20 protein-coding genes are annotated in these 21,145 nt (G+C 57.9%); 16 read left to right on the top strand and 4 right to left on the bottom strand.

The window, feature by feature from the left end; genetic code table 11:
• Positions 1 to 16: 16 nt before the first annotated feature.
• Complete coding sequence (locus tag OOF89_RS15260; protein ID WP_266079931.1) at positions 17 to 544, top strand: DUF6789 family protein; 528 nt, start codon at positions 17 to 19, stop codon at positions 542 to 544.
• 6 nt (positions 545 to 550) lie between these two features.
• Here the strand turns inward: OOF89_RS15260 and OOF89_RS15255 are convergent, their stop codons facing one another.
• Together OOF89_RS15255 and OOF89_RS15250 are read right to left on the bottom strand one after the other, a co-directional pair.
• A complete protein-coding gene (locus tag OOF89_RS15255; RefSeq protein ID WP_266079929.1) occupies positions 551 to 766 on the bottom strand; it encodes a hypothetical protein in 216 nt (71 codons plus the stop codon).
• Between the two features lie 108 nt (positions 767 to 874).
• Positions 875 to 2,227 carry a M28 family peptidase gene (locus OOF89_RS15250; protein WP_266079927.1) on the bottom strand — a complete coding sequence of 451 codons (1,353 nt, stop codon included), beginning with the start codon at positions 2,225 to 2,227 and terminating at the stop codon, positions 875 to 877.
• 127 nt (positions 2,228 to 2,354) lie between these two features.
• Between OOF89_RS15250 and OOF89_RS15245 the strand changes: the two genes are divergently transcribed.
• The 6 genes from OOF89_RS15245 to OOF89_RS15220 all read left to right on the top strand — a co-directional run bounded on the left by OOF89_RS15245 (position 2,355) and on the right by OOF89_RS15220 (position 10,115).
• Positions 2,355 to 4,214 carry a bacterio-opsin activator domain-containing protein gene (locus OOF89_RS15245; protein WP_266079925.1) on the top strand — a complete coding sequence of 620 codons (1,860 nt, stop codon included), beginning with the start codon at positions 2,355 to 2,357 and terminating at the stop codon, positions 4,212 to 4,214.
• A 220-nt stretch (positions 4,215 to 4,434) separates the two neighbouring features.
• A complete protein-coding gene (locus OOF89_RS15240) occupies positions 4,435 to 4,647 on the top strand; it encodes a hypothetical protein (RefSeq protein ID WP_266079923.1) in 213 nt (70 codons plus the stop codon).
• A 519-nt stretch (positions 4,648 to 5,166) separates the two neighbouring features.
• Positions 5,167 to 7,404: a hypothetical protein gene (locus OOF89_RS15235; protein ID WP_266080552.1), complete on the top strand. Its 2,238-nt coding sequence runs from the start codon at positions 5,167 to 5,169 to the stop codon at positions 7,402 to 7,404.
• Positions 7,405 to 7,574: 170 nt separating this feature from the next.
• A complete protein-coding gene (locus OOF89_RS15230; RefSeq protein WP_266080550.1) occupies positions 7,575 to 9,356 on the top strand; it encodes an asparagine synthase-related protein in 1,782 nt (593 codons plus the stop codon).
• A 334-nt stretch (positions 9,357 to 9,690) separates the two neighbouring features.
• Positions 9,691 to 9,933, top strand: coding sequence for a hypothetical protein (locus OOF89_RS15225; protein ID WP_266080548.1), 243 nt, complete (start codon positions 9,691 to 9,693; stop codon positions 9,931 to 9,933).
• A gap of 20 nt (positions 9,934 to 9,953) precedes the next feature.
• Positions 9,954 to 10,115, top strand: a complete 162-nt coding sequence (locus OOF89_RS15220; RefSeq protein ID WP_266080546.1) for a hypothetical protein — start codon at positions 9,954 to 9,956, stop codon at positions 10,113 to 10,115.
• A gap of 7 nt (positions 10,116 to 10,122) precedes the next feature.
• Here OOF89_RS15220 and OOF89_RS15215 read toward each other — a convergent pair whose 3' ends face one another.
• Positions 10,123 to 11,817: an ATP-binding protein gene (locus OOF89_RS15215; protein ID WP_266080544.1), complete on the bottom strand. Its 1,695-nt coding sequence runs from the start codon at positions 11,815 to 11,817 to the stop codon at positions 10,123 to 10,125.
• Between the two features lie 241 nt (positions 11,818 to 12,058).
• On the opposite strand from OOF89_RS15215, the gene OOF89_RS15210 reads away from it, so the two are divergent.
• The 3 genes from OOF89_RS15210 (at position 12,059) to OOF89_RS24765 (ending at position 14,409) form a co-directional block, all read left to right on the top strand.
• On the top strand, positions 12,059 to 13,096 hold the full coding sequence (locus OOF89_RS15210; protein ID WP_266080542.1) for an NAD(P)/FAD-dependent oxidoreductase: 1,038 nt from the start codon (positions 12,059 to 12,061) through the stop codon (positions 13,094 to 13,096).
• 241 nt (positions 13,097 to 13,337) lie between these two features.
• A complete protein-coding gene (locus tag OOF89_RS15205; RefSeq protein ID WP_266080540.1) occupies positions 13,338 to 14,063 on the top strand; it encodes a winged helix-turn-helix transcriptional regulator in 726 nt (241 codons plus the stop codon).
• Positions 14,064 to 14,211: 148 nt separating this feature from the next.
• Positions 14,212 to 14,409, top strand: a complete 198-nt coding sequence (locus OOF89_RS24765; protein ID WP_266080538.1) for a DUF7835 family putative zinc beta-ribbon protein — start codon at positions 14,212 to 14,214, stop codon at positions 14,407 to 14,409.
• A 358-nt stretch (positions 14,410 to 14,767) separates the two neighbouring features.
• On the opposite strand, the gene OOF89_RS15195 is transcribed toward OOF89_RS24765, so the two are convergent.
• On the bottom strand, positions 14,768 to 14,980 hold the full coding sequence (locus OOF89_RS15195; RefSeq protein ID WP_266080536.1) for a hypothetical protein: 213 nt from the start codon (positions 14,978 to 14,980) through the stop codon (positions 14,768 to 14,770).
• A 341-nt stretch (positions 14,981 to 15,321) separates the two neighbouring features.
• Here OOF89_RS15195 and OOF89_RS15190 point away from each other — a divergent pair, with 341 nt between their 5' ends.
• The 6 genes from OOF89_RS15190 (at position 15,322) to OOF89_RS15165 (ending at position 21,135) form a co-directional block, all read left to right on the top strand.
• Positions 15,322 to 15,633, top strand: a complete 312-nt coding sequence (locus OOF89_RS15190; RefSeq protein WP_266080534.1) for a HalOD1 output domain-containing protein — start codon at positions 15,322 to 15,324, stop codon at positions 15,631 to 15,633.
• Between the two features lie 175 nt (positions 15,634 to 15,808).
• Positions 15,809 to 16,903: a tyrosine-type recombinase/integrase gene (locus OOF89_RS15185; protein ID WP_266080532.1), complete on the top strand. Its 1,095-nt coding sequence runs from the start codon at positions 15,809 to 15,811 to the stop codon at positions 16,901 to 16,903.
• Between the two features lie 52 nt (positions 16,904 to 16,955).
• A complete protein-coding gene (locus OOF89_RS15180) occupies positions 16,956 to 17,261 on the top strand; it encodes a DUF7344 domain-containing protein (RefSeq protein ID WP_266080530.1) in 306 nt (101 codons plus the stop codon).
• Positions 17,262 to 17,300: 39 nt separating this feature from the next.
• Positions 17,301 to 18,641 carry a hypothetical protein gene (locus OOF89_RS15175; protein WP_266080528.1) on the top strand — a complete coding sequence of 447 codons (1,341 nt, stop codon included), beginning with the start codon at positions 17,301 to 17,303 and terminating at the stop codon, positions 18,639 to 18,641.
• A gap of 54 nt (positions 18,642 to 18,695) precedes the next feature.
• On the top strand, positions 18,696 to 19,967 hold the full coding sequence (locus tag OOF89_RS15170) for a DUF7405 family protein (protein WP_266080527.1): 1,272 nt from the start codon (positions 18,696 to 18,698) through the stop codon (positions 19,965 to 19,967).
• 106 nt (positions 19,968 to 20,073) lie between these two features.
• Positions 20,074 to 21,135: a DUF7350 domain-containing protein gene (locus tag OOF89_RS15165; RefSeq protein WP_266080525.1), complete on the top strand. Its 1,062-nt coding sequence runs from the start codon at positions 20,074 to 20,076 to the stop codon at positions 21,133 to 21,135.
• The last annotated feature ends 10 nt before the right edge of the window (positions 21,136 to 21,145 follow it).

Here is a 21,145-nt window from a genome sequence, read left to right as displayed (position 1 = left end):
CACAGTAGCATCTATCATGGCAGATAATGACACACAAACGGTCATGGAGGTCGATGTCAGCGAGGGAGCGACAGAGCCGGATTACGACAGCATCACTGGCATCGTTGTTGACGGGTTCATCGGTGCTGTCGGTGGCCTCGTCGGCACGGCAGTTATGACCGCTGTACTGTTGGTCGGGGCAACGCTCGGGGCGTTCGATTTGAACTCGTTCGCCGTTCTTGCCGAACTCACCGGAACGCAGACGTTTTTCCCCTCGAATCCCGCGGCTATCGGCTACCTCATCTTCCTCGGCGGCGGCATGGTGACGTGGCCGCTTCTGTTCGCCTCCATCGGGTCGTATCTCCCGGGTGAAAAATACGCGACGAAAGGGCTTCCGTATGGGTTCGTCCTCTGGACTGGGTTCGCCCTCGCGTTCTACGAGGGTTACACTGGGGTGTTGCTCGCACTGTATCTCGTGCTCACCCTCATCGCCCACTTCGCCTACGGGTTCGCTCTCGGTGCCGTGTTCGATTATCTCTCGAATCGCTCGACGACGCTCGTGTGAACGGCACTACTCCCTCGTTTCCGATTCCCACGACGATTCGCCTTCGTCGCCATCGTCGGGCGGTCTCATCGATGTCGAATACACTTTTTCCGGTTCTCGTTCGTACTCTTGAAACGTTTCGAGGAGGTCTTCGACGCTCTTCCCCGTCTGCATCTGGTACTCGGAGAGTATCGAAACGAGACGATTGATCTCGCTGTCACTGAGGCTGACTGTGTTCGGCATGTCTAAAAAACGAAGCTGACACCTCAAAATCCCCTTGCATGAATGGGCAGGGATATCGGTAGGTGATACGCTGACGCCGTTGAAGGGACGATTTCCACCCGATTCGAACTACTCGTCGTATGGCCATCGCCCGCCGATTTTCAACTCCTCAACGTACCCGTCGTCGATTTCCTTTCGAATTTGCTCACGTGATTTGTGTGGGATTTCGCGCCCCTCTTCCGCAACCGCGACGACGGCGTTCGAGAGAACGATGGCCAACGCCCGTAGGTCTCGGATATCGAGTTTGTCCAGCGTGTCGGCGTGGGTGTGACCCCATCCGCGCCCGCTTCCCTCCGACCGCGAGTAGGCCATCACCGACGGAACGCCCTCTTGGACGAACGCCCACTGGTCGCCGTGTGGACTGATTCCCTCGTGGGTTGACAGTGGAACCCGCAAGTCGTCAGCTACTTCCTCGAAGGTTTCGCCGAGTTCGGCGAACCCGTTCGTCCCGACGCCGAGGTTTCGGGAGTTACCTGCTCCATCGATGTTGATGACACATTTTACGGAGTCCAAGTCGTGGGTTTGTGCCCAGTGGTACGCACCGTAGAGTCCGATTTCTTCCGAACCAAACGTGACGAGTCTGATCCGCGTATCGAGGTTTATGTTGCAGAGCAGTCGCCCGATTTCGGCGACGAGTGCGCTTCCCGCACCGTTGTCGTTGGCACCCTCGCTAATGTCGTGGGCATCGACGTGAGCGGTTACGAGGACTTCCGTTTCGGTTTCCGGTCCGATTACCGCCTCGACGTTTCGGGAGTTCGTCGGTTCGTTTCGACACTCCACCGAAATCGTCGCCTCGGTTCCTTTTTCACCCTTCGTTTCCGCTTTCGCTCCCCCATATTCACGCAGTAACCGCGCCCCGACTTCGGCGGAGACGCCGACTGCCGGAATCGGTCCGGGACGGTTGTGGTAGCCGACCTCGCCGGTCGGCGGCAGACAGCCTTCGACGTGATTTCGAAAGATGAAACCGACCGCTCCTGCATCCGCGGCGCTTGCGTACTTTTCCATCCGGTGAATCCATCGACCGTGGTCGTCGGGGGTCTCGCTGGATGCCATGACGACCTTCCCCTCCAAATCTCGTTCCTCGAAGTCCGCTGCCAAACCATAGCCGACATCGACGAGTTCCCCTGTCTCCTCACCGCTCGGCGTTCCGGGAAGTGCGATGACTTCGTGGTCACCAGACAAATCCTCGTCCTCGACCGCGAGCGAGGACGATTCGCGCCACCATCCGGGAATCTGGAACTCGTTTATTTCGATCTCCCGCGCACCAACGTTTTCGAAGGTGTCCGCGACGACCCGTGCGCCGCTCGCTTCCCCGTCTTGTCCGGCCATTCGGTTGCCGATCGAGACGAGCGCTTCGAGTGTCTCCCACGATTCAGTGCTCGTGATGGCGTCACCGGCGACCGATTTGGGAATTCGTGACATGGTGTCCTCTCCAACTGGACCATCAAGAATCTCAGCAACCCGGCACGCCTTACAGCTACTTGGGAGAAATCGGCGAGACGTCACCGATAACTGAACGACTATTGTTCGGCAGGACGTACGGTCACGTATGGATTCAGCTGACCAGACTCGCACGGCGCGACACGCCGTCGAGCGTCTCACCGACCCGGTGCTCGCGCTCGACGACGAGTGGCGAGTCACCTATCTAAACGACCCTGCACGCGACGTTTTTGCACTCGGCATCGGCGAGCGACTGCCCGACGCCTTACCGACGACTGCAGGCGAGACGATCCACAAACGCTGTCGAACGTCGATTGCGGATGGGCAATCCCGGACGTTTTCGATGCTGTTTCGGGATTTACGCTACGAAGCGACTACCCATCCGGACGACTCCGGCGTGACGATCGTGTTCCGTGAAGTCGGCTCGTTCGAGGATGTGGCGGCTGAACTCGAACTAAAGGAGCGAGCGATCAACGAGGCTCCCATCGGCATCACCATCGCCGATGCTGAATCCGACGATGAACCGCTCATCTACATCAACGAGGCGTTCGAGGAGCTGACCGGGTACGATTCTGCGAACGTGATCGGGCGCAACTGTCGATTCCTTCAGGGCGAGCAATCCGACCCCGGTTCCATCGCGAAAATGCGGGCCGCAATCGATGCGGAGGAACCAGTTTCGGTCGAACTACGCAACTACCGGAAGGACGGCAAAGAGTTCTGGAACCGCGTCGATATCGCACCGATACGCGACGAGGATGGCGAAGTGTCCCATTTCGTTGGCTTCCAGACGGATATTAGCGAACGTAAAAACGCCGAGTTCACGGCCCGCAGGCGTGCTGAGGAACGGGAGCATTTGCTCGAACGAATCGAGGGGCTTCTCGGCGATGTGACTAGCGCAGTGGTCGAGGCACCCACCAGACAGGCGATCGAGACGGCTGTCTGTGACCGCATATCGAGCGTCGAGCCGTACAACTTTGCCTGGGTCGGAGAGCACGACATCAGAACGGATAGCGTCGAAGTGCGCGCGATGGCGGGCGACTGCGAGCCTCAACCGGACCATCCGATCGTCGCTGAGGCGCTCGAAACCGGAGAACTACAGGTCGACGAACTCGGTATCGAAGGATGTGCCGCAGTCGCCGCGCTCCCCATCGCATACGACGACACGGAGTACGGTGTCCTCACGATTTGTGCGACGGAATCGGACGCGTTCGACGAACGGGAACAGGTCGTTCTTCGGTCGTTGAGCCGAGCCATCGCGAGTGCCATCAATGCCCGCGAGACACGCCGTATTCTCATTGCCGACAGCGTGGTCGAAACCGAGTTCGCCTTCCAAAGCTCCGACCTCTTCTTCGTAGATATCGCCGACAGTACCGGGGGAAACGTCGAATATCTGCAATCGACTAACCGGGACGATGGCTCCGTCGTCTCGTTCTTCTCGGTTCGTGATGCATCCACGGACGACGTACTGAACGTTGTCGAAAGCAAATCGGGTGTGACCGAGGCTCGACTTGTCGCCGAACACGATGGTGAAGCCTTGTTCGAGTTCGTTCTCCCGGCAGGGACGCTCGTTTCGACCATGTCGGAGTACGGCGGGAAAACACAGGCGATTACGGCGACACCGAGCGAGTCGCGAGTCGTCGTCGAATTTCCACAGGCGGCGGACGTTCGTGGACTCGTCGAGAGGTTGAAGGATTCGTATCCAGGAACCGAACTACTCGCCTACCGGCATCGGGAGCGTCCAGCGAAGACAAAGCAGGACTTCATCAAAAACCTGACCGACAATCTCACCGAACGGCAGTTGACTGCGCTCCAGACCGCCTACGTTAGCGGGTTTTTCGATTGGCCGCGTCCGGTGACAGGCGAAGAACTCGCCGAGTCGATGCGGATCTCACGTTCGACGTTCCACGAACATCTCAGAGCGGCGGAGCGTAAACTCTGCGGTGAATTCTTCGGCGACGAAGTGGTCTGAGAGTCGTCGTTCGTTTTTTAGGCACCATCCGTGTCGGAAGAGTACTACCTCTTTTCGCACACGAGCATCGCGATCGCGGTGAGCACCGACGAGACCGAAATAGCCGTGAGAACGACTTATCACGTAATATGTGGAAAACCCATCAATATTACTCAGGGGCAGTCCGATCAAACTAGTTGGTCGATCTCGGTTAGTGTCGATCATTTGTCATCAGGACGTAGTGATCGACGTAGACGAGCCGACGGGAGACGACAAATGCTATCGGATATGCAGGGACACTGGCTATGCTCGGCGGCAGTCGTCGGTGCGAACAGCCATCGAACGGACGGTGGACGGGCATACAATACATTTGTGGAGGGATACCCTGATGCCGGACGATGAACCGGACTGTGATTCCTTCAACCTCATGGCGGCACGGGACGCGACGAAATAACCGATCGAAAGTTGAGTCCTTTTTTCGCGTACTGTCGATATCCAAAGTCGGTTTCGTTCCAAAACACGAAAATTGCCGAACCGTTCATTTGATTGTCCAGAAAGCAAAGTGGATACGATTGCGTTTCTAGGGTTTCTATGTTCGATACTTTTCCGTGTCTGTTCGGAGATGGAGGGCAGCGGTCAATTACTGCGCTCTATCGTACGATACACTGGTTGCCCGTAGCGGTAGAACTATGATATGGTCCAATGTACAGTTAGTATCGGTCGGATTTTTCGAATGTACAAAATACCTGCGTTCATAAGCTCTACTATCGGTTTTGATGAATACCGATCGGATCCCCCCATCGTCACTTCCGTTACTTTTGTTGAACGTAATTAACACTATACTGGCTTAACAACGGCGTCTCGCGATACTGTCCTGTTGAGCGGCACTGCCGCTACAAAAGACCATGATTTCAACACCGAACATCGAACGTACTGTACAGCGAATACGACTTCGGGACGTACAGGTGGGACGATGTCCATAAGCGTAAAACAAGGACTTGTCGCTACCGTCGCAATCTTCTTGATTGCTAGCACGAGCGTCCCCTTCGTCGCGCTTGGTCAGTCGAATAGCGTAGCAATACAGGATACACCGAATCCGGAGTATCTCTCGCAAGCTTCTCCAGTCGATGGCCTAAACTCGCTCGATGGCCCGTCGAAACTGGCGATCAGTAGCCGACAACTCGGCAATCAAACTGGTAACCAGACGACGGTCGGCAACGCGACACAGGGCAACGAAAGCCGACAGGCCGCCGTCCAGGGTGCGCTCCAGGGCGTTCAGGAAGCGACCGACGCTGGAGTTGACGTGAGTTCCGCCGAGCGAGAGGCGGCAGTCACTGGCGCCGTTGGCGGTGCGCTCCAGAATGCAGATGCGAGCCCTGAACAACTCGCAGCGTCCGCACAAGGAGCAGCATTTGGTGCCCTCACTGGTGCGTCGAACGCAAGTGAGAACGCGACGACCGGCAACTTCACCGACGGAGCTGTCGGAACGACGACTTCCGGAAACAACACGACAACCAGTAACGCGAGTTCGGCCTCGAAACTGGGATTGAAGCAAGTCAACCAGAACGTTAACGTCAACGTCATCCAGAACGCGGCGTTCGGTGCGGCCGCTGGAGCGGTCAACCAGAACGCGAACGTGAACGTCGTCCAGAACGCTGCTTCCGGAGCGGCGAACGGTGCCGCTCAGCAGGGCATCAACCAGAACGCGAACGTGAACGTCGTCCAGAACGCCGCGCTCGGCGCTGCGAACGGATGTGTTCAGGGTAGTGTTGCGAACCAGAACGCGAACGTGAACGTCGTCCAAAATGCCGCACTCGGTGCAGCGAAGGGTGCGCTTCAGCAAGCCGTCAATCAGAACGCGAACGTGAACGTCGTCCAGAACGCAGCGTTCGGAGCGGGTGGCGGTGCGGTGTCGGCCGCGAACCAGAACGCGAACGTGAACGTCGTCCAGAACGCTGCGCTTGGTGCAGCGAAGGGTGCGCTGCAACAAGCCGTCAATCAGAACGCGAACGTGAACGTCGTCCAGAACGCCGCGCTCGGGGCGGCCGCCGGTGCAGTTCAGAGCGCCGTCAACCAGAACGTGAACGTGAACGTCGTCCAGAACGCCGCACTTGGCGCGGCGGCCGGGGCGATCAACCAGAACGCAAACGTGAACGTCATTCAGAACGCCGCGCTCGGAGCCGCGAGCGGAGCCGTGCAAGCTGCTGCCGCGAACCAGAACGTGAACGTGAACGTCGTCCAGAACGCCGCACTCGGTGCGGCGAAGGGGGGCGTCCAAGCTGGTGCAGTGAACCAGAACGTGAACGTGAACGTCATCCAGAACGCCGTACTCGGCGCGGCTGGTGGGGCCGTGCAGCAAGGGGCGGTGAACCAAAACGTCAACATCAACGTCATCCAGAACGCCGCGCTCGGCGGTGCGCAAGGTGCCGTGCAGGGTGCAGTGAACCAGAACGTCAACATCAACGTCATTCTCAACGCAGCTGCCGGTGCAGCACAGGGTGGTGTCGGTGTTGGAGCGGTCAATCAGAACGTCAACATCAACGTCATCCTCAACGCGGCACTCGGTGGCGCACAGGGTGCCGTGCAGGGAGCGGTCAATCAGAACGTCAACATCAACGTCATTCTCAACGCAGCGCAGGGTGCTGCATTGGGTGCTGGACAGGCCGGTGCAGTGAACCAGAACGTCAACATCAACGTCATCCTCAACGCGGCGCTCGGTGCCGCTGAAGGTGGCGTCGGTTCCGCTGCAGTGAATCAGAACGTGAACATCAACATCATCCTCAACGCCGTGCTCGGTAGCGCGGAGGGCGCTGTCGGCGCGGCCGCAGAGAACCCCAACGTCTCGCCACAGGAAGTCCAAGCCGCGGCAAACGGTGGGGCAACTGGTGCGATACAGACGGCATCGGTGAACCAGAACGTCAACATCAACGTCATCCAGAACATCGCGGCAAACGGCGCTCAGCAGGGCGTCAATGCAGCCGCGACCGGTGCGAGCCTACAAGAGATTCAAAACACCGCGGAGCAGACCGCGGAAGTCGATGGGACGGCGACGGGAACGCAGGCCGGAACCCAAACCGAAGGACCAACCGAACAACCACAGCCAACCGAACAACCACAGCCGACCGAACCACCACAACCAACCCAACCAGAACCACAACCGACCGAACCGCCACAGCCGGAACCAACGGCACCGGCTAACGCTTCCGGATAAACACCGGACCGCGGCTTTCAGTTTCGCAATCTTTTTTCGACCGAACGCGATGCCTACTTCCCGTTAGACCGATCCAAATCGGGTTTTGTCGTCCTACGATTCGCGCAAACGTCGCCTAATTCCGCCGAAGGCGTCTCATAACAATATAGGCAGTCGTGAACTTATCCGCTATGCCTGGCGTAACTGGTGGTACTGTCAGCAGTCGATCTCTCGGTGAGATGTTCGACGCGATGGATTACGAGGAGTGGTACGAGACTGCCGAACTTTCGGCTGGCGACTGCCGAATCGGATTCGTCCATCATGGCGAGCGAGATTCGAACGGTTGGACGACGTGGCGTGATGGAAAACGAGTCGGCGTGCTCCACGGTGTTATCTCGAACCGCGCGGAGCTGGGGCTTTCGACCGCCAAAATTTTTGAGCGTGTTCTCTCCAATCCCGACCACACGCTTCCGGAACTGAGCGGTCCGTTCTTGCTCGTTGTTGCCGACGAGACGTCTACTATCATCGCCACTGACAAAATCGGAACGCGGCCGTGTTACTATTCGACCGTTCACGGGTTTCTTTTCGGAAGCGAACTCAAATCGCTGGTCACGCAACTGCAAGACCCACGAGTGGACGAACGAGCGGTGAGCGATATGTTGCATATGGGGTATGTGTTCGGTCGCAAGACGCTCGTCTCCGACATTCGCTCGCTTCGACCAGCTTCGTATCTGCGTCACGAGGCGAGTAACGTGGAAATGTCTCGATACTGGACTCCCGATTTCGGTGTCGCCCCGCAGCAGGAATACGTCGAAGAAGCGGTTCGCCGGTATCGGCGGGTCGTCAGCAACGTCGCGGATACCATCGACGGTCGGGCAGGTGTATGGCTTTCCGGCGGTCTCGATAGCAGGACGCTCGCCGCCGCGCTGAGGGACGAAATCGGTTCAGTTCAGACGTTCACCTACGATAACTCCGCAACACAAGAGGATCGAATCGGCGCGGAACGGGTCGCCCAGTCGCTCGAACTGCCGAACCAGTTTCACGACTACTCCTCCACCGAGTTCGTGGAGGCCATCGAACGTGGCGTGGACATCATGGACGGGATGCTGCAGTGGTCGTTTTTCGTCAATCTCGCTCCTTCGCTGAACAGCGTTTCCGGGCAGGTGGACGTGCTGTTCGAGGGAAGCAGCCAAGGCGAATTCTTCGGCGATGTGATGTACCGGTCGTATCTCACCGGCAAACAGCCTGTGGATGCGCTCACCTCCCTGAAAAGCCAGTTATCCCCCGCTGACGTACAGAACCTCCTCTCCGTGGACGTTTCCCCGGAACAATCGCTGGGCCGCGTGGTCGAACGAAGCGCGCAACCTCGGCGTGAGCACAGAACGCTCGATGCACTCTGGGAAATATTCGCGGATTCACATTTCCGTTCGAATCGGCTCTATCGGAGCCAGGCTGGTACTCGCGTACCGTTTGCGGATGGAGAGTTCATGAACCACGTCGCTCAAATGCCCTACGACCGATACCGAATCGGATCGATTCCCGGCACACGCGGCAAAGTTCCGTCCGCCGTTGCACCCCTCAAACTCGAAGTCGCTCGACGAGTCGCAGGACCTGCTGCTACCGTCCCGTACAATCGAACGAAACGGCCACCGACGTCGCCCCTCACTCTGCATGCATTGGGGTTCGTCGCGGACAACGTCAAGAAACGTGTTCTCGGACAAACGACCTCGCAAATGGGTCTCTGGTATCGAAACGATACTGATATGCGGGCTTTCATCGACGAATTGCTCGAGGATGCCTGCAGTCGTGAGATCTTCGATTCGAACACGATTCGTGACCTCCAGCGTGATCATTTGGATGGCCGCGCTGATCACATAAAACCGATTTCGGCGTTGACGACACTCGAGCTGTGGATTCAAAAGCATCTCGACGCGATTCGTACTTCGGCAGGTCAGCGCGTTCCGGTGCGATAAGGTAGCTACTATTTAAGTTTTTGTTCCTGCATTGAACACAGATGGGAAGCTTCAAGAACGACGGATTTGACCATCTATACGTATGGCACGCGGCAAGCGACACGCGACATTCTCCCCAGCCCCACTATCCATCGCAGTACGGCCAGATGGACACATCAAAGCGTGGACGATAGCGACGACGATGGCATCCCGGTTGAGTTTATAGATTAATCCATAGTAAAACATTTGAGATAATTATGAGTCGGTGATTTCGGTGTGTTTCTGATACAGATGCCGACATCTAACAAAAATTTATAACCCTTGCGGAGACAGTGGCGATACAGGCTGGTCAGGAGTGGACCAACGAACAAACGACAAATCGAACACCGAAACATCCGAAAGCCACCGGAGCACACTCGTCCTCCCCCTGCTAGGAGTTTGCTGGCTGGCGTTTCTCGGCTACTCAGAGCTCCATGGAGATGGTGCGAACGTCGATTTCGTTGCTATGACGCTCGGTGCTGGACTGATGCTCGCCGGAGTGTTCCGGTTCCTCCGTACTACTACCGAGAAAGAAGAACGACCGAAAGAACGAGGCTGACGCGTCCCGTACTGTCATCGATGAACGTCGGTGTATTCCTCTTCATCGAACTCCTCGTTGCAGTCGTGCTTCTGTCGGCCGGCGGAATTCTCATCCATCGATGTCGAGCGTCCGGTGAGTGGCAACCGCGGGGGCTACAGGACGCGGAACACGACGCCGGTATCGAAGAGGAATGGCGATAGCTTCCCACTACTCTCGCCACTGGCTATGGAGTTCCGTGTCGTGTGCGCGTTCATCGGGATCAGTAATAATGTCCATCATCCCTGCACGGTCGAGCGCATACTTTCGAGTTTCGTCTCGCGTGGCGAGCGAGCGACTTCTAAGTTCGGCAAGGAGGCTCTGAATCTGTTCGACGGATGCCGTTACGTTGTCCGCGATTTCGTGAACAGTCATCGGGCCGTCCGCCGCAAGAGTGGCGATGATGTCCCACGTGTGGTCGTCGTTACAGAGTGATTCGCGGCGCGCCGCATCGATTCGGACGACTACGGAGTCAGAGTTGGCTAATTCGACCACGGACGTCGATTCGTCGTTCGATGATCGTGAGACCGTCTTTCCGAGTTCGTAGCCACGTTTTCGAAGGCGTTTTCGATAGGCTTCGACAGGACCTATCTCGCCTTCCGTGGGTTCCTCATCCGTCGTGGTATCGTCCGTCTCGAATTCCGGTTCATCCTCCGTTTCCCCTTGTTCATCCGTCGCTGCTGATTCGGCCGACGGTTCCACTCGCTCGGTTTCGGGCTCAGTCTCGAAGGCGTTCAGATCGGTTTGTTCGTCCTGTAACTCCGTGATACGCGCTTCGAGTTCGCGGATTCGCTCGTTTTTCTCCCGCAATCGCTGTTCGAAGTCCTCAGGTCCGCCGACATCGCCGTGCGCGAGGGCGTTCGCCATCTTTCGCGCGGCGGCGGAGACGTCTCGGGCAGTTTGTAGTTCGTTTTCCAACTCCGCGATTTGCTCGCCTCTGCGCTCTAACTGACTTTCGAGTTCTGCAACTCGGTTGTGTTCCTGTTCTTGTATCTCGGTGATTTCCTCTAAATCACCCATCAGCGCATCGCTGACCGATTTGAGCTCCGGCCGTTCGAAATCATCCAATCCGGGGGTTGCCCCAGCGTCGAACGTTTGCTTACGGTTAAACTGGACTCGCCGAATGCCACCGTCTGTCCAGTCGGTCTGGACGAACCCCTCACCCGCATCGAGGTCGGGAACCGCATCACCGTATTCGTCGCCGACGATTCTACTGACGACTTTCGTATCGTTTTCCCACGTCAGTCGGTGCCAGACCAACCAGTTCGCCTGCGTGATGAAGTCTTTTTTCACGTCAGCAGGTCGTTGACTGATGCCCATGACACCGAGTCCGTGTTTCCGTCCACGTTTGCCGACTTTGATGAGCATCTTCCCGGTTTCGCCCATTCCGCCACCCTCCGGGATGTACTCGTGACACTCCTCTACGACGAGTAAGAACGGCTTTTTCAGTTTTTTCTCCTTGGCGAACAGGTGACGTGCGGTTTCGCGGATGAGTTCGTCCGCTTCGTCGTCATCCAGATAGCCGGACACGTCCACGATGATAGGAACGTTCTGCTCGAGTGCGAGCGATGCGATCTTCTCGGCGTGTTCCGCGCCAACTTGGATGTCACACTCCTCGTCCGCTCCCGCGTGTAACAGCTCGTACTCCTCTTTCAGGCCGTAGTACTCGCCGTCCGCGTCGATAATGGCGACCGGATAGCCCGCATCCAGAAGCTTTTCGACGATGACCGACGCGGTGTTCGACTTGCCCGACCCGGATTTACCGGTGACGAACCCGCGTCCCGTCAGAATTTCGACCACGGGAATCGACACCTCGGTGTCGTCTGCAACGAGATGCCCGACCGGCAGTTGCTGTTCGTTGTCCATCTTCTTGCGTGCTTGATTCGACAGAGATTCCTTGAATTTTTGCATCACAGGTCGGACAATTGACTATTGACGACGGATGATCTGCTCCCGTTGAAGTATACAATCCTTCGCTCGATGAATCGGTTCCGAACTGCTTCGCCACAACCGCTTTCCTGCCGGCCGACGAACGTTCTGCTCGTGAATCTGCACAGTCAAATCGAACGAAGACGTTGTCTGCAAGGGCAGTTGGAGGGGCGTTAACGTGACTCGTGTCGCCGTCGTCGGCGCTGGCGTCGCAGGTCTCGGTGTCGCCTACGCGTTGCGGGACGAGGCGACGGTTACCCTGTTCGAACGGACTGAGCGTGTCGGCGGCCGCGTCGCCACGCGCGAGCAGGCTGGTTGCAGATACGACACCGGCGCAAACTACGCTAAAGGAGACGGCGAACGCGCCTCTCACGTCGTTCGAGAACTCGCAGAGGGGCACTCGAATGGACTCGTCGATATCGAGGATCCGGTTTGGACGTTCGATGTTGACGGGGAGATTTCCGAAGGTAGAGACGAGGACGCTCCGAAATGGACGTATCGGGAGGGTATCGAACGGATGGGCCGACAACTGCTCGACGCAAGCGGGGCAACGGTTCGAACTGGCACCAGAATCTCGGAAATCCGACGGAACGATAGTTGGCACGTGACGGACACAAATGGGCGGGAATACGGTCCATGGAACGAACTCGTGTTGACTCCACCGGCTCCGGTCACTGCGTCCCTACTGGACCTCACTGAGTGGGACGGCGACCTGCGACGGGAACTTCGGGAACATATCGGGCACGTACCTTACCGAACGATCCTTTCGGTCGTACTGCACTATCCATTCGAACTCGACCGACCCTATTATGCGTTGGTGAATACGGACAAAGACCACGAAATCGGGTGGCTCGCCCGCGAGTCCTGTAAACCGGGGCACGTTCCGGCGGGAGAAAGCCTTCTCGTCGTTCAGATGGCGCCGGACTGGTCAGCCGAACACTACGACGACGAGCAGTCGGAAATCGTCGCTGCGACAGCGGACCTCGTTGCTGACTTGCTCTCCGACCACGCACTCTCCGCGCCGGATTGGTACGACGTGGTCCATTGGCGCGATGCACTCCCAAACTCGGGTGCCGACAAGGAGGTTCTCCGGCAGGCGGAAGGTGCAAACCTCCGGTTCGCCGGTGATTGGATAGTCGGGGACGGTCGCGTTCTTCCTGCGCTCGAAACCGGACTCGACGTCGGTGACCGAATCGGAGATGTGTGGACCCTGTAGCTGACGGACGAACACCCGACTGGCGGAAGTTCGTCGAGCGGTATTGCATCGTTGCTGTTGTTCCCATACAGTATCGGTGGCAGATCGAACCACCACTCTCCGGGGTCACTACAACGAAGCTCCGTATTGTTCGTATCCTTTCCGACCTTTATTCACGTGTTTGATACTGAACTCCACCAAAAAGGTGATGCTCGTTTAGAACACAGACCCACTCTCAGACCGACCAAATCGACGTGGTATCATGAATTCACATGTCAATCAGGTCCTCGTGACGTTCGTCGCCCTCCTCGTGGCAGTGGCCGTGCCATTCGGATTCGTGCTCCCCGTGAGCGCGAACGTCCCCGCTCATCATTCCACGGCAGGAGACCACTCTTCGAACGACCTCCAAACTATCGACGTACTAACCGTGTCGAACTCCCTTAGCAACCCATACGCAGGATTCGTCCTCGCATCCACGGAGTACATCGAACCCGACTCGATGGTCGCGGCAAACACCGTCAGAAGTTACAGTCGATATGATAGTTCGAACCCTCTCGAAAACGTGACGCGCGCAACGATTCACGACGCCGTAGGTGACGAACCCGGACAGTCGCTTTCGGGAATCAGCGAACGAACAAATATTCCTCGCTCTACGGTCCGCTATCACGTCCGCATCTTGGAGGAAGAACGGTTGGTAGAAACCGCGACGGTTCGCGGCAAACACCGTGTCTATCCGGCCGAAAACGAGAACCCCGCCCTATCCGCGTCCCTTTCTGACGATTCGACGGCCACACTGCTCGATGCAGTCGCCCGCGACGAGCCCGTGAGCGTGTCCGCACTCGCGGACACGCTCGATCTGACGCCAGGGACCGTTTCGTACCATCTGGAGCGACTCGCTGACGACGAACTCGTCGAACGGGAACGCGTCGGCAACGCCGTCGTCACGAGCCTCACAAACACAGTCCGTGACGCTCTCGACGCCGACTGAGTCGGTTTCGAGAAACTGGTCATAACCTCCTTTTAACGACCGACGATGGACATGGTAGGGGAATTCATCGTCACTTCCCCGGAGAAAATCGACAACTGACACGATCGTGCGAGACACGGCCAAACGACACGACCAACCACACGAAACCATGATAACCCGAGATTCAGGCGTTCGGAATCGAACGGAGGAATGTTCGACGTGCCGACGACGAACCAGGCATCAGGTCAGCATCGAAGTGCGAGCGGAAAGCGAGGGTGAAAACGCTGCGTTCTCGCGTGAACCGTATCGCGTCACTGACTGTCTTCTCTGCGGGACTACCACAAGCACGCGAATGAATACCGTTTGAATAGCTCGGCGATCTACCCGTTTGGTTCTCCTTTTGGCTCTCCACACCGATTCTCCGAGTGAAAATAGATCGCCCCATTGGGCTGTCACGGTAAGTCCGAAAAATTTCACTTTCACTCCGCTCTGGTGAACTATATACTTGTCACGTTCGAAGCGCGGGGCATGGGATTGATGCGCCGACTCGGTGTGCATTCCGATTCGGAATCGGTATCGGACCTTGTGTACGTATGCAAGGGATGTGATACCACGTATACGGTTCGCTATCAGGTCTGTCCCGAATGTGGCGGGTACACCATCGAAAGAGACGACTGGGAGTGATCAACGGTTTCAACGAACGACGGATTCATCATCACCCGGGCTCAAAACTGGATTCTGACGCAGCGCCTGATTACGGTATCAACGACGAGACGATCCGCTGGCAGGGATGGAATGCATGTCGTGCCGTCAGTTTCTTCGACACACAGTGGAACGTAGAACAACGGGAGAGTGACCGAGAGCCAGAAGCTAACGAGTTGAACCGGTGCAGCGATGAACTGATCGTTGAACGATGTAACGACTTCGGTCAACGACATGATAATAGCCACATATACTGAAACGAATACTATTGACGGATAACTTGATCTAACTGATTAGTAATCGACTGTCGGACTGATGAGTTCGAACGTGTCCTCAAACCGTATGGTCCCGGCAGGGTTCGGTTTCGACGTCAATAGTGAGGGTAGATCGCCACACAAAACGCAAAATCGCATGACAGCAGTACGTAAGACAAACATCGTGAACAGTGCGGTTCCCCCTTCTTGCTGTTTTGACTCCGACCGTATGACTTTCACCCATATTTCGTCTGACAGGGCTTTATGATTTTTCAGGTCTTATGTGTGACGCACACGAGTCACATACTTCAGAGGTGCCCACAATGAGCAAGTCAAACACGACCCAATCGCGAGCGACCCCGGCAGCGTACCATACAACTCACGACTGGACCGATACGGAACCACTCAGCACGACAGTGATGACGGCGGTTGCGGAGGCGATGAACAAAGATCCGCGGGAAATCGGTCCTCTGTATGATCAGTTCGACCCCGATGCATTGGACGGGTTGTTCTCCTCACGACCCGGTGGACATCCCCCAACGGGGAGCCACATCGGATTCACGTTCGAGGGGTATCACATCTACGTCCAGAGCAACGGCCTCATCGCCATTCATCCACCCGACGAAGGGACGTAGATTTTTATCCTTCCCGCCCTCACCAATCGACAGATGCGATGATTCAGCTACCGATACGGCGATGTTCGGAATGCGGCTACCTCGGTCCAGTCGGGCGTTTTGTCGGTGAAGAGCGAGAACTGACGTGTCCCCGGTGTGGGACTGGACTCCCCGGATCATTCGACCCACGGTTGGCATGACAGGGACATCACTTTCCAGAGCGATCGGCGAGTACCTGTCCAGTATCGAAGCTGGGAACTACCGCACCAACGCGAACTCCGCCCTTCGGCAGTGGCAACAGTGGCTCGAACGGAAGCGAAGCGTGTCCCAGTTAGACGACGTGAAAGTCATCGACTGCCGTCGATACGCCCGCCATCTCAAACGTCGGGTTCGCGAGGGCGAGTTGAAATCATCGACGGCTCACACGTACTACGCCTACGTTCGGGCGTTTCTCGGATTCTGCGAGGCCGACGAACTCATCACGACCAACCCGGCCGCTGTTTCACGAGCACAAGCCGAACTGCCGGAAAATACCGCCGACGCGAACCGCCAGTTCTGGTCGGAACGCGACCGGAAAGCGATCCTCGCGTTCATGGACAAGCGGGTCGAGCGGGCTTTGGACGGAGAAGGTATCTCACGCGAACGCGCCTACCGTGACCGAGCACTGGTTCGTCTGCTCGCCCTCTCGGGCGTTCGGGGCGCGGAAGTGTTCCGCGCCCCTGCCGACGACAAACGACCCGGCATCACGTGGGAGGACGTGGATATCGAGGGTGGCGCGGTTCGCGTCTTCGGAAAATCACGGGAGTACGAGCACGCCCAACTCCCGAAGAAAGCCGCCGACGCATTGGAGCGCTATCACCGGGTTTTCGACCCGCCAACACCACGGTTTCCGGTGTTTCCGACCGACCACGCTCCGTCGAAATATCGCGCCGTCCGCGAGCAGTTAGACGGCGACTACAGCGAGCGTCGAATCGAAACGCTTCTCGACGAAAACGACATCGACGACGTGATCCGCGAACACGAAATCGTCATCCCAGCGATTTCCACTCGCGGCGCACGCAACCTCATGAAACGGCTCTGTGAGGGTGCTGGACTAGATATCGATGGCGAATATCTGAAACCACACGGCGCGCGACGTGGATTGGGACACCAGTTGTACAGCGAGGGCCACGCGGAACTCGCCCAATCCGCACTTCGACACGCATCGATTGCGACGACGCACGAAAGCTACTCGAACATTCGAGCGAGCGAGACGGCGGACCGAGTGGACGACGTACTAGACGAATCGTAACCCAAACAGAGTAGGGACTATTTCTTTATCAACGCCATCGCTAGCAGGAGACATGCAGAGTGAACTGCACGGGAAGTCAACAAGACTCGATACGGTATTCGACGCCCTTTCGAGCGCCTACCGACGACGGCTCCTGTCCGAACTACTGAACGGGGAGTGTGACCTTCACGACTTTACCCGGCGGTTGAAAGGGGAATACGGGGGTGAACGGAAGCATATCGAACTGGCGCTGTACGCCATCCATCTGCCGAAACTGGACGAACTCGAGCTCGTCGAGTGGCATGAGGGAACTGACGAAGTACGACGGGGGGACCGGTTCAGGGATGTTCGACCGATCCTCGAACGGTTCGAATCGTAGACCAACAGCCACTTTTCCTCGGCCCCCCGAGTTTCCGGTATGCGACTTCGACGGACGCTCCTTCTCGCCCTCGCTTCGCTGTCGCTTTTCGCGGGCGTCGCGTCAGCCCATGGTGTCACGACGCGTTTTGACGCGCCAATTCCACTTCCCCTCTTGTTCGGAGGCGCGGGGGTGACCGTCGCGCTTACGGCGCTGTTTCTCACCGTCACGGTCGAGAAAACGCCGACTGGTGTACAGAGACTTTCCCTACTCTCGTCCGACACCACATCGCTGCTTCGACGGATCGCGAGTGTGGTCTTTCTGGCGATCTTTTCGTTCGTTCTCGTCGTCGGCGCCGTCGGCCCGGCGAACGCGCGGGACAATCCTGCGACTTTGTTCACGTGGTCGGTCTGGCTGAAGGGCATCGGCCTGTTCGCGGTGCTGTTCGGCAGTCCCTGGCGGACGCTCGCCCCGTGGCGTACGATATACGACGGCCTCTCGAAGGTGGAGGGAGAGCAGGTGGCACTGTTCGTCTACCCGGACCGTCTCGGCGACTGGCCCGCCCTCGTCGGCTTTCTCGTCCTCGTCGGAATCGCGGAGAACCTGACCAGCGTTCCGGATTCGCCGCGGCTTACTGCCGTACTTCTCGCGGGGTATGCCCTCCTCATGTTGGTCGGTGGCGTCCTATTCGGGGAGTCGTGGTTCGAGCGTGCCGACCCGCTCGCAGTCCTTTATGGCCTCTTCGGACGGGTAGCACCGTTCAAAATAGATGGGAACGGAATGGACCTCCGACCACCGTGGCAGGGATGTCTCCCACCTGCTCGGTCGCTTGCACTCTCGGCGTTCGTCGTGGCGAGCGTCTACACGGTTAGTTTCGACGGGTTTACCGAAACGCCGGAGTATCAAACACTGCTGTTCTCGGCGCGGGATGCGACAGGCTTCGGTCCGGTCGTTTCCGTTCCGCTCTATCTCGGCGGCCTTTTGGTGTTTCTCGCCGCCTTCACCCTCGTCGCGGCGCTGACACGGCAAATCGCTGGACGCACGAAATCGGACGAATCGTGGGACGGCATGTCCCGCGCACTCGCTCCGACCGTCGTTCCGATCGCGGTCGCCTACGAAATCGCTCACAACTATCCATTTGTACTCCAGCAGTTCTCGCGCCTGCTATCGGTGCTCGGCGGTCCGGAAATCGAGTTGCTCGCGTGGCTCTCGCTCTCGGCGTTTTGGGTGTCACAGGTCCTCCTCATCGTCGCTGGTCACCTCGTCGCCGTTCTCTCTGCACACTATGTGGCGCTGGAACGCACAGATCGAGTTGGGTGGGCACACCTTCCCCTGACCACGTTGATGGTGGGGTACACTGTCCTTTCGCTGTGGATTATCTCGCGCCCAGTGGCGACGTGAGTTTCGACGGACGTACCAGAACCCCTTTTCTCGCGTGGTCACTAACGACCAGTAATGAGCGATTCGACGCGTGGAATTCCTCGACGGGAGTTCATGAAAGCCGCCGTCGCCATCGGCGGGTCTGCGGCGCTGTCGGCCTGCCTCGACAGAGGTGGCATGCCCGACGTTCCGAAAGGGCCGAACGACCTCTCGACGCTTCCCGAGCGCCAGCACGCGTGGAATCGGTTCCTGAAGAACGACGAACACGGCAACGACGTTGCTCCCCGGCACCAGGTGCTCCTCTTCCTGAACTACGCCGGCGCGAGCAATGCGACACCGACTCAATCGGAGCGCGAAACGACAGAATCGGCATTCAAGAGTCTCGAACGCGCGTACAGACGAAGTCACGACGGACTGCTCTTCTCGGTCGGTTATTCCCCGTCGTACTTCACCCGGTTCGGTGCCGACAACGTACTGCCGAAACCGAAGTCCCTCGCGTCCTTCGAGGACCCGAAACTCGACAAACAGGACGCCGTCGTCCACCTCGCCAGCGACCACGCGCAACTCGTGCTTGCGGCGGAAGAAGCCCTGCTCGGAAACCGCAACGAGTTGAACGGCGTGGACGTAACTGGACTCTCAGCCGTGTTCAACAAAGCCGACCGTCGCACCGGATTCGTCGGCGACGGCCTCCCCGCCGACCATCAGGACGTGAACGGGATCCCCGACTCGAACCCTGTTCCGAAGGAATCGCCACTGTACATGGGGTTCAAATCCGGGTTCAAGAAGAACCAGGCCAGCGAGGACAGCGTAACGATTCAGGACGGCCCGTTCGCCGGGGGGACGACACAGCACGTCTCCAACATCAGCCTGCATTTGGACCAGTGGTACGAACAGGACAGTCGCGACCAGCGCGTCGCCAAGATGTTCTGTCCAGTTCACGCCGAGGAGGGCCGCGTCGAGGGAGCGGGCGACAACCTCGGCGATTCGAGCGGGATGGGTGACGACTGTATCGGCGAAGTCGAGGAACACGCCCGAAAACGCGGGATGGTTGGTCATTCCCAGAAATCCGCCGGGGCACGAAAAGACGATTCCCCCGTCATTCTTCGCCGTGATTTCGATTCGACTGACGGCGGTGAGGCAGGGCTTCACTTCGTCGCCGTTCAGCGTACTATCGCGGATTTCGAGCGGACGCGCGAGTCGATGAACGGTGAGGATCTCGCCGGGAACTCCTCCGTCGGTCAGCGCGTGAACAACGGTATTTTGCAGTACATGACCGTAGAGCGCCGGGGGAACTTTTTGGTGCCACCTCGTTCGCTTCGTTCGCTTCCAAACCCGAACCGCGATTAGAAACCGTCCGTTGAGGCTGAAAAACGACGAATCCGCGTCTCAGCTGTTCGCCTTTTCGACGGGTGTACCAGAACCCCTTTTCCCGATTAGTTGTAACTCCAAGCCAATGAACAGACGGAGGTTTTTGCAGGCTTCAGCCCTCGGAAGCGCGACTGCGCTTGCGGGATGTGCCGGGCTGTTCGAGACACGATCGATACCTCGCGAACCGCCGATGGTCGAAAATCGACCGGATGCGGTGTACTACCCGACGCACACCGAAGGGATGGCAATGGCGGGAATGGCGAAGCAAGGTCGTTGGCGACTCGGTTTGATGTACTCGTTTCCACACCGGTTCTGGCTGATGGGTGGCGGAACGTCGAAACAGCAGGAAAAAGTCACCGTTCAGGAAGGCGACGACCTGCATTTGATGGCGACCGTGTGGGATTCCGAGACGATGACAGTACTCCCTGCCGGGGACGTCCGCGTAGAACTTTCGAAGGGAGATTGGAGCGATACCCGGACGATGTGGCCGATGCTTTCCCAGAACATGGGGTTCCACTTCGGCGACAACATGGAATTGAACGGCGAGGGGAAATACAAGGCAGACGTGCAGGTTAGCGGGCTGGGTATCCGCCGAACCGGGGCGCTTTCCGGGCAGTTCGGATCCGCCACGACGCTTTCGACCGAGTTCGAGTTCAGTCAACGAAAGTTAGATGAGCTATCGTTTGACCGCCTGGACAAGAAGAAAGGGTCGCAGGGGTCGGTCCCACCGATGGAGATGGAGATGATGCCAATGAGCCACGTTCCGCCGAAAAACGACCTTCCGGGACAGTTCGTCGGCGAGGCCACGAGCGGCGACGCGAAATTCCTCGTGACGGCGGTGAACGACTCGAACCTCGCGCAGGACACCTATCTGCTCGTTTCGCCGCGGACGCCGTACAGCAACCGGTATCCAATCCCGATGATGTCGCTCTCGGCGCAACTGAACCGGGATGGTGAATCCATCTTCGACGGACCGTTGAAACCGACCATCGACCCCGACGTTGGGTATCATTACGGCGCGAACGTGTCGAGCGTCAAATCGGGCGATAAACTGGTCGTCGCCGTGGATTCGGTCCCCCAGGTTTCCCGGCACGAAGGCTACGAGACGGCATTCATGACGATGCCGAAGATGCAGTTTTCGGTGTAGCCCATTTGGG

This window comes from Haladaptatus caseinilyticus, from assembly GCF_026248685.1.
Lineage (GTDB): Archaea > Halobacteriota > Halobacteria > Halobacteriales > Haladaptataceae > Haladaptatus > Haladaptatus caseinilyticus.
This window is presented reverse-complemented; position numbering and strand designations above follow the sequence as displayed.

Coding starts and splice junctions, on each gene's coding strand:
- OOF89_RS15260 (WP_266079931.1), top strand. CDS start 17: ATGGCAGATAATGACACACAAACGGTCATGGAGGTCGATGTCAGCGAG.
- OOF89_RS15255 (WP_266079929.1), bottom strand. CDS start 766: ATGCCGAACACAGTCAGCCTCAGTGACAGCGAGATCAATCGTCTCGTT.
- OOF89_RS15250 (WP_266079927.1), bottom strand. CDS start 2,227: ATGTCACGAATTCCCAAATCGGTCGCCGGTGACGCCATCACGAGCACT.
- OOF89_RS15245 (WP_266079925.1), top strand. CDS start 2,355: ATGGATTCAGCTGACCAGACTCGCACGGCGCGACACGCCGTCGAGCGT.
- OOF89_RS15235 (WP_266080552.1), top strand. CDS start 5,167: ATGTCCATAAGCGTAAAACAAGGACTTGTCGCTACCGTCGCAATCTTC.
- OOF89_RS15230 (WP_266080550.1), top strand. CDS start 7,575: ATGCCTGGCGTAACTGGTGGTACTGTCAGCAGTCGATCTCTCGGTGAG.
- OOF89_RS15220 (WP_266080546.1), top strand. CDS start 9,954: ATGAACGTCGGTGTATTCCTCTTCATCGAACTCCTCGTTGCAGTCGTG.
- OOF89_RS15215 (WP_266080544.1), bottom strand. CDS start 11,817: ATGGACAACGAACAGCAACTGCCGGTCGGGCATCTCGTTGCAGACGAC.
- OOF89_RS15205 (WP_266080540.1), top strand. CDS start 13,338: ATGAATTCACATGTCAATCAGGTCCTCGTGACGTTCGTCGCCCTCCTC.
- OOF89_RS24765 (WP_266080538.1), top strand. CDS start 14,212: ATGATAACCCGAGATTCAGGCGTTCGGAATCGAACGGAGGAATGTTCG.
- OOF89_RS15195 (WP_266080536.1), bottom strand. CDS start 14,980: ATGTCGTTGACCGAAGTCGTTACATCGTTCAACGATCAGTTCATCGCT.
- OOF89_RS15190 (WP_266080534.1), top strand. CDS start 15,322: ATGAGCAAGTCAAACACGACCCAATCGCGAGCGACCCCGGCAGCGTAC.
- OOF89_RS15185 (WP_266080532.1), top strand. CDS start 15,809: ATGACAGGGACATCACTTTCCAGAGCGATCGGCGAGTACCTGTCCAGT.
- OOF89_RS15180 (WP_266080530.1), top strand. CDS start 16,956: ATGCAGAGTGAACTGCACGGGAAGTCAACAAGACTCGATACGGTATTC.
- OOF89_RS15175 (WP_266080528.1), top strand. CDS start 17,301: ATGCGACTTCGACGGACGCTCCTTCTCGCCCTCGCTTCGCTGTCGCTT.
- OOF89_RS15170 (WP_266080527.1), top strand. CDS start 18,696: ATGAGCGATTCGACGCGTGGAATTCCTCGACGGGAGTTCATGAAAGCC.
- OOF89_RS15165 (WP_266080525.1), top strand. CDS start 20,074: ATGAACAGACGGAGGTTTTTGCAGGCTTCAGCCCTCGGAAGCGCGACT.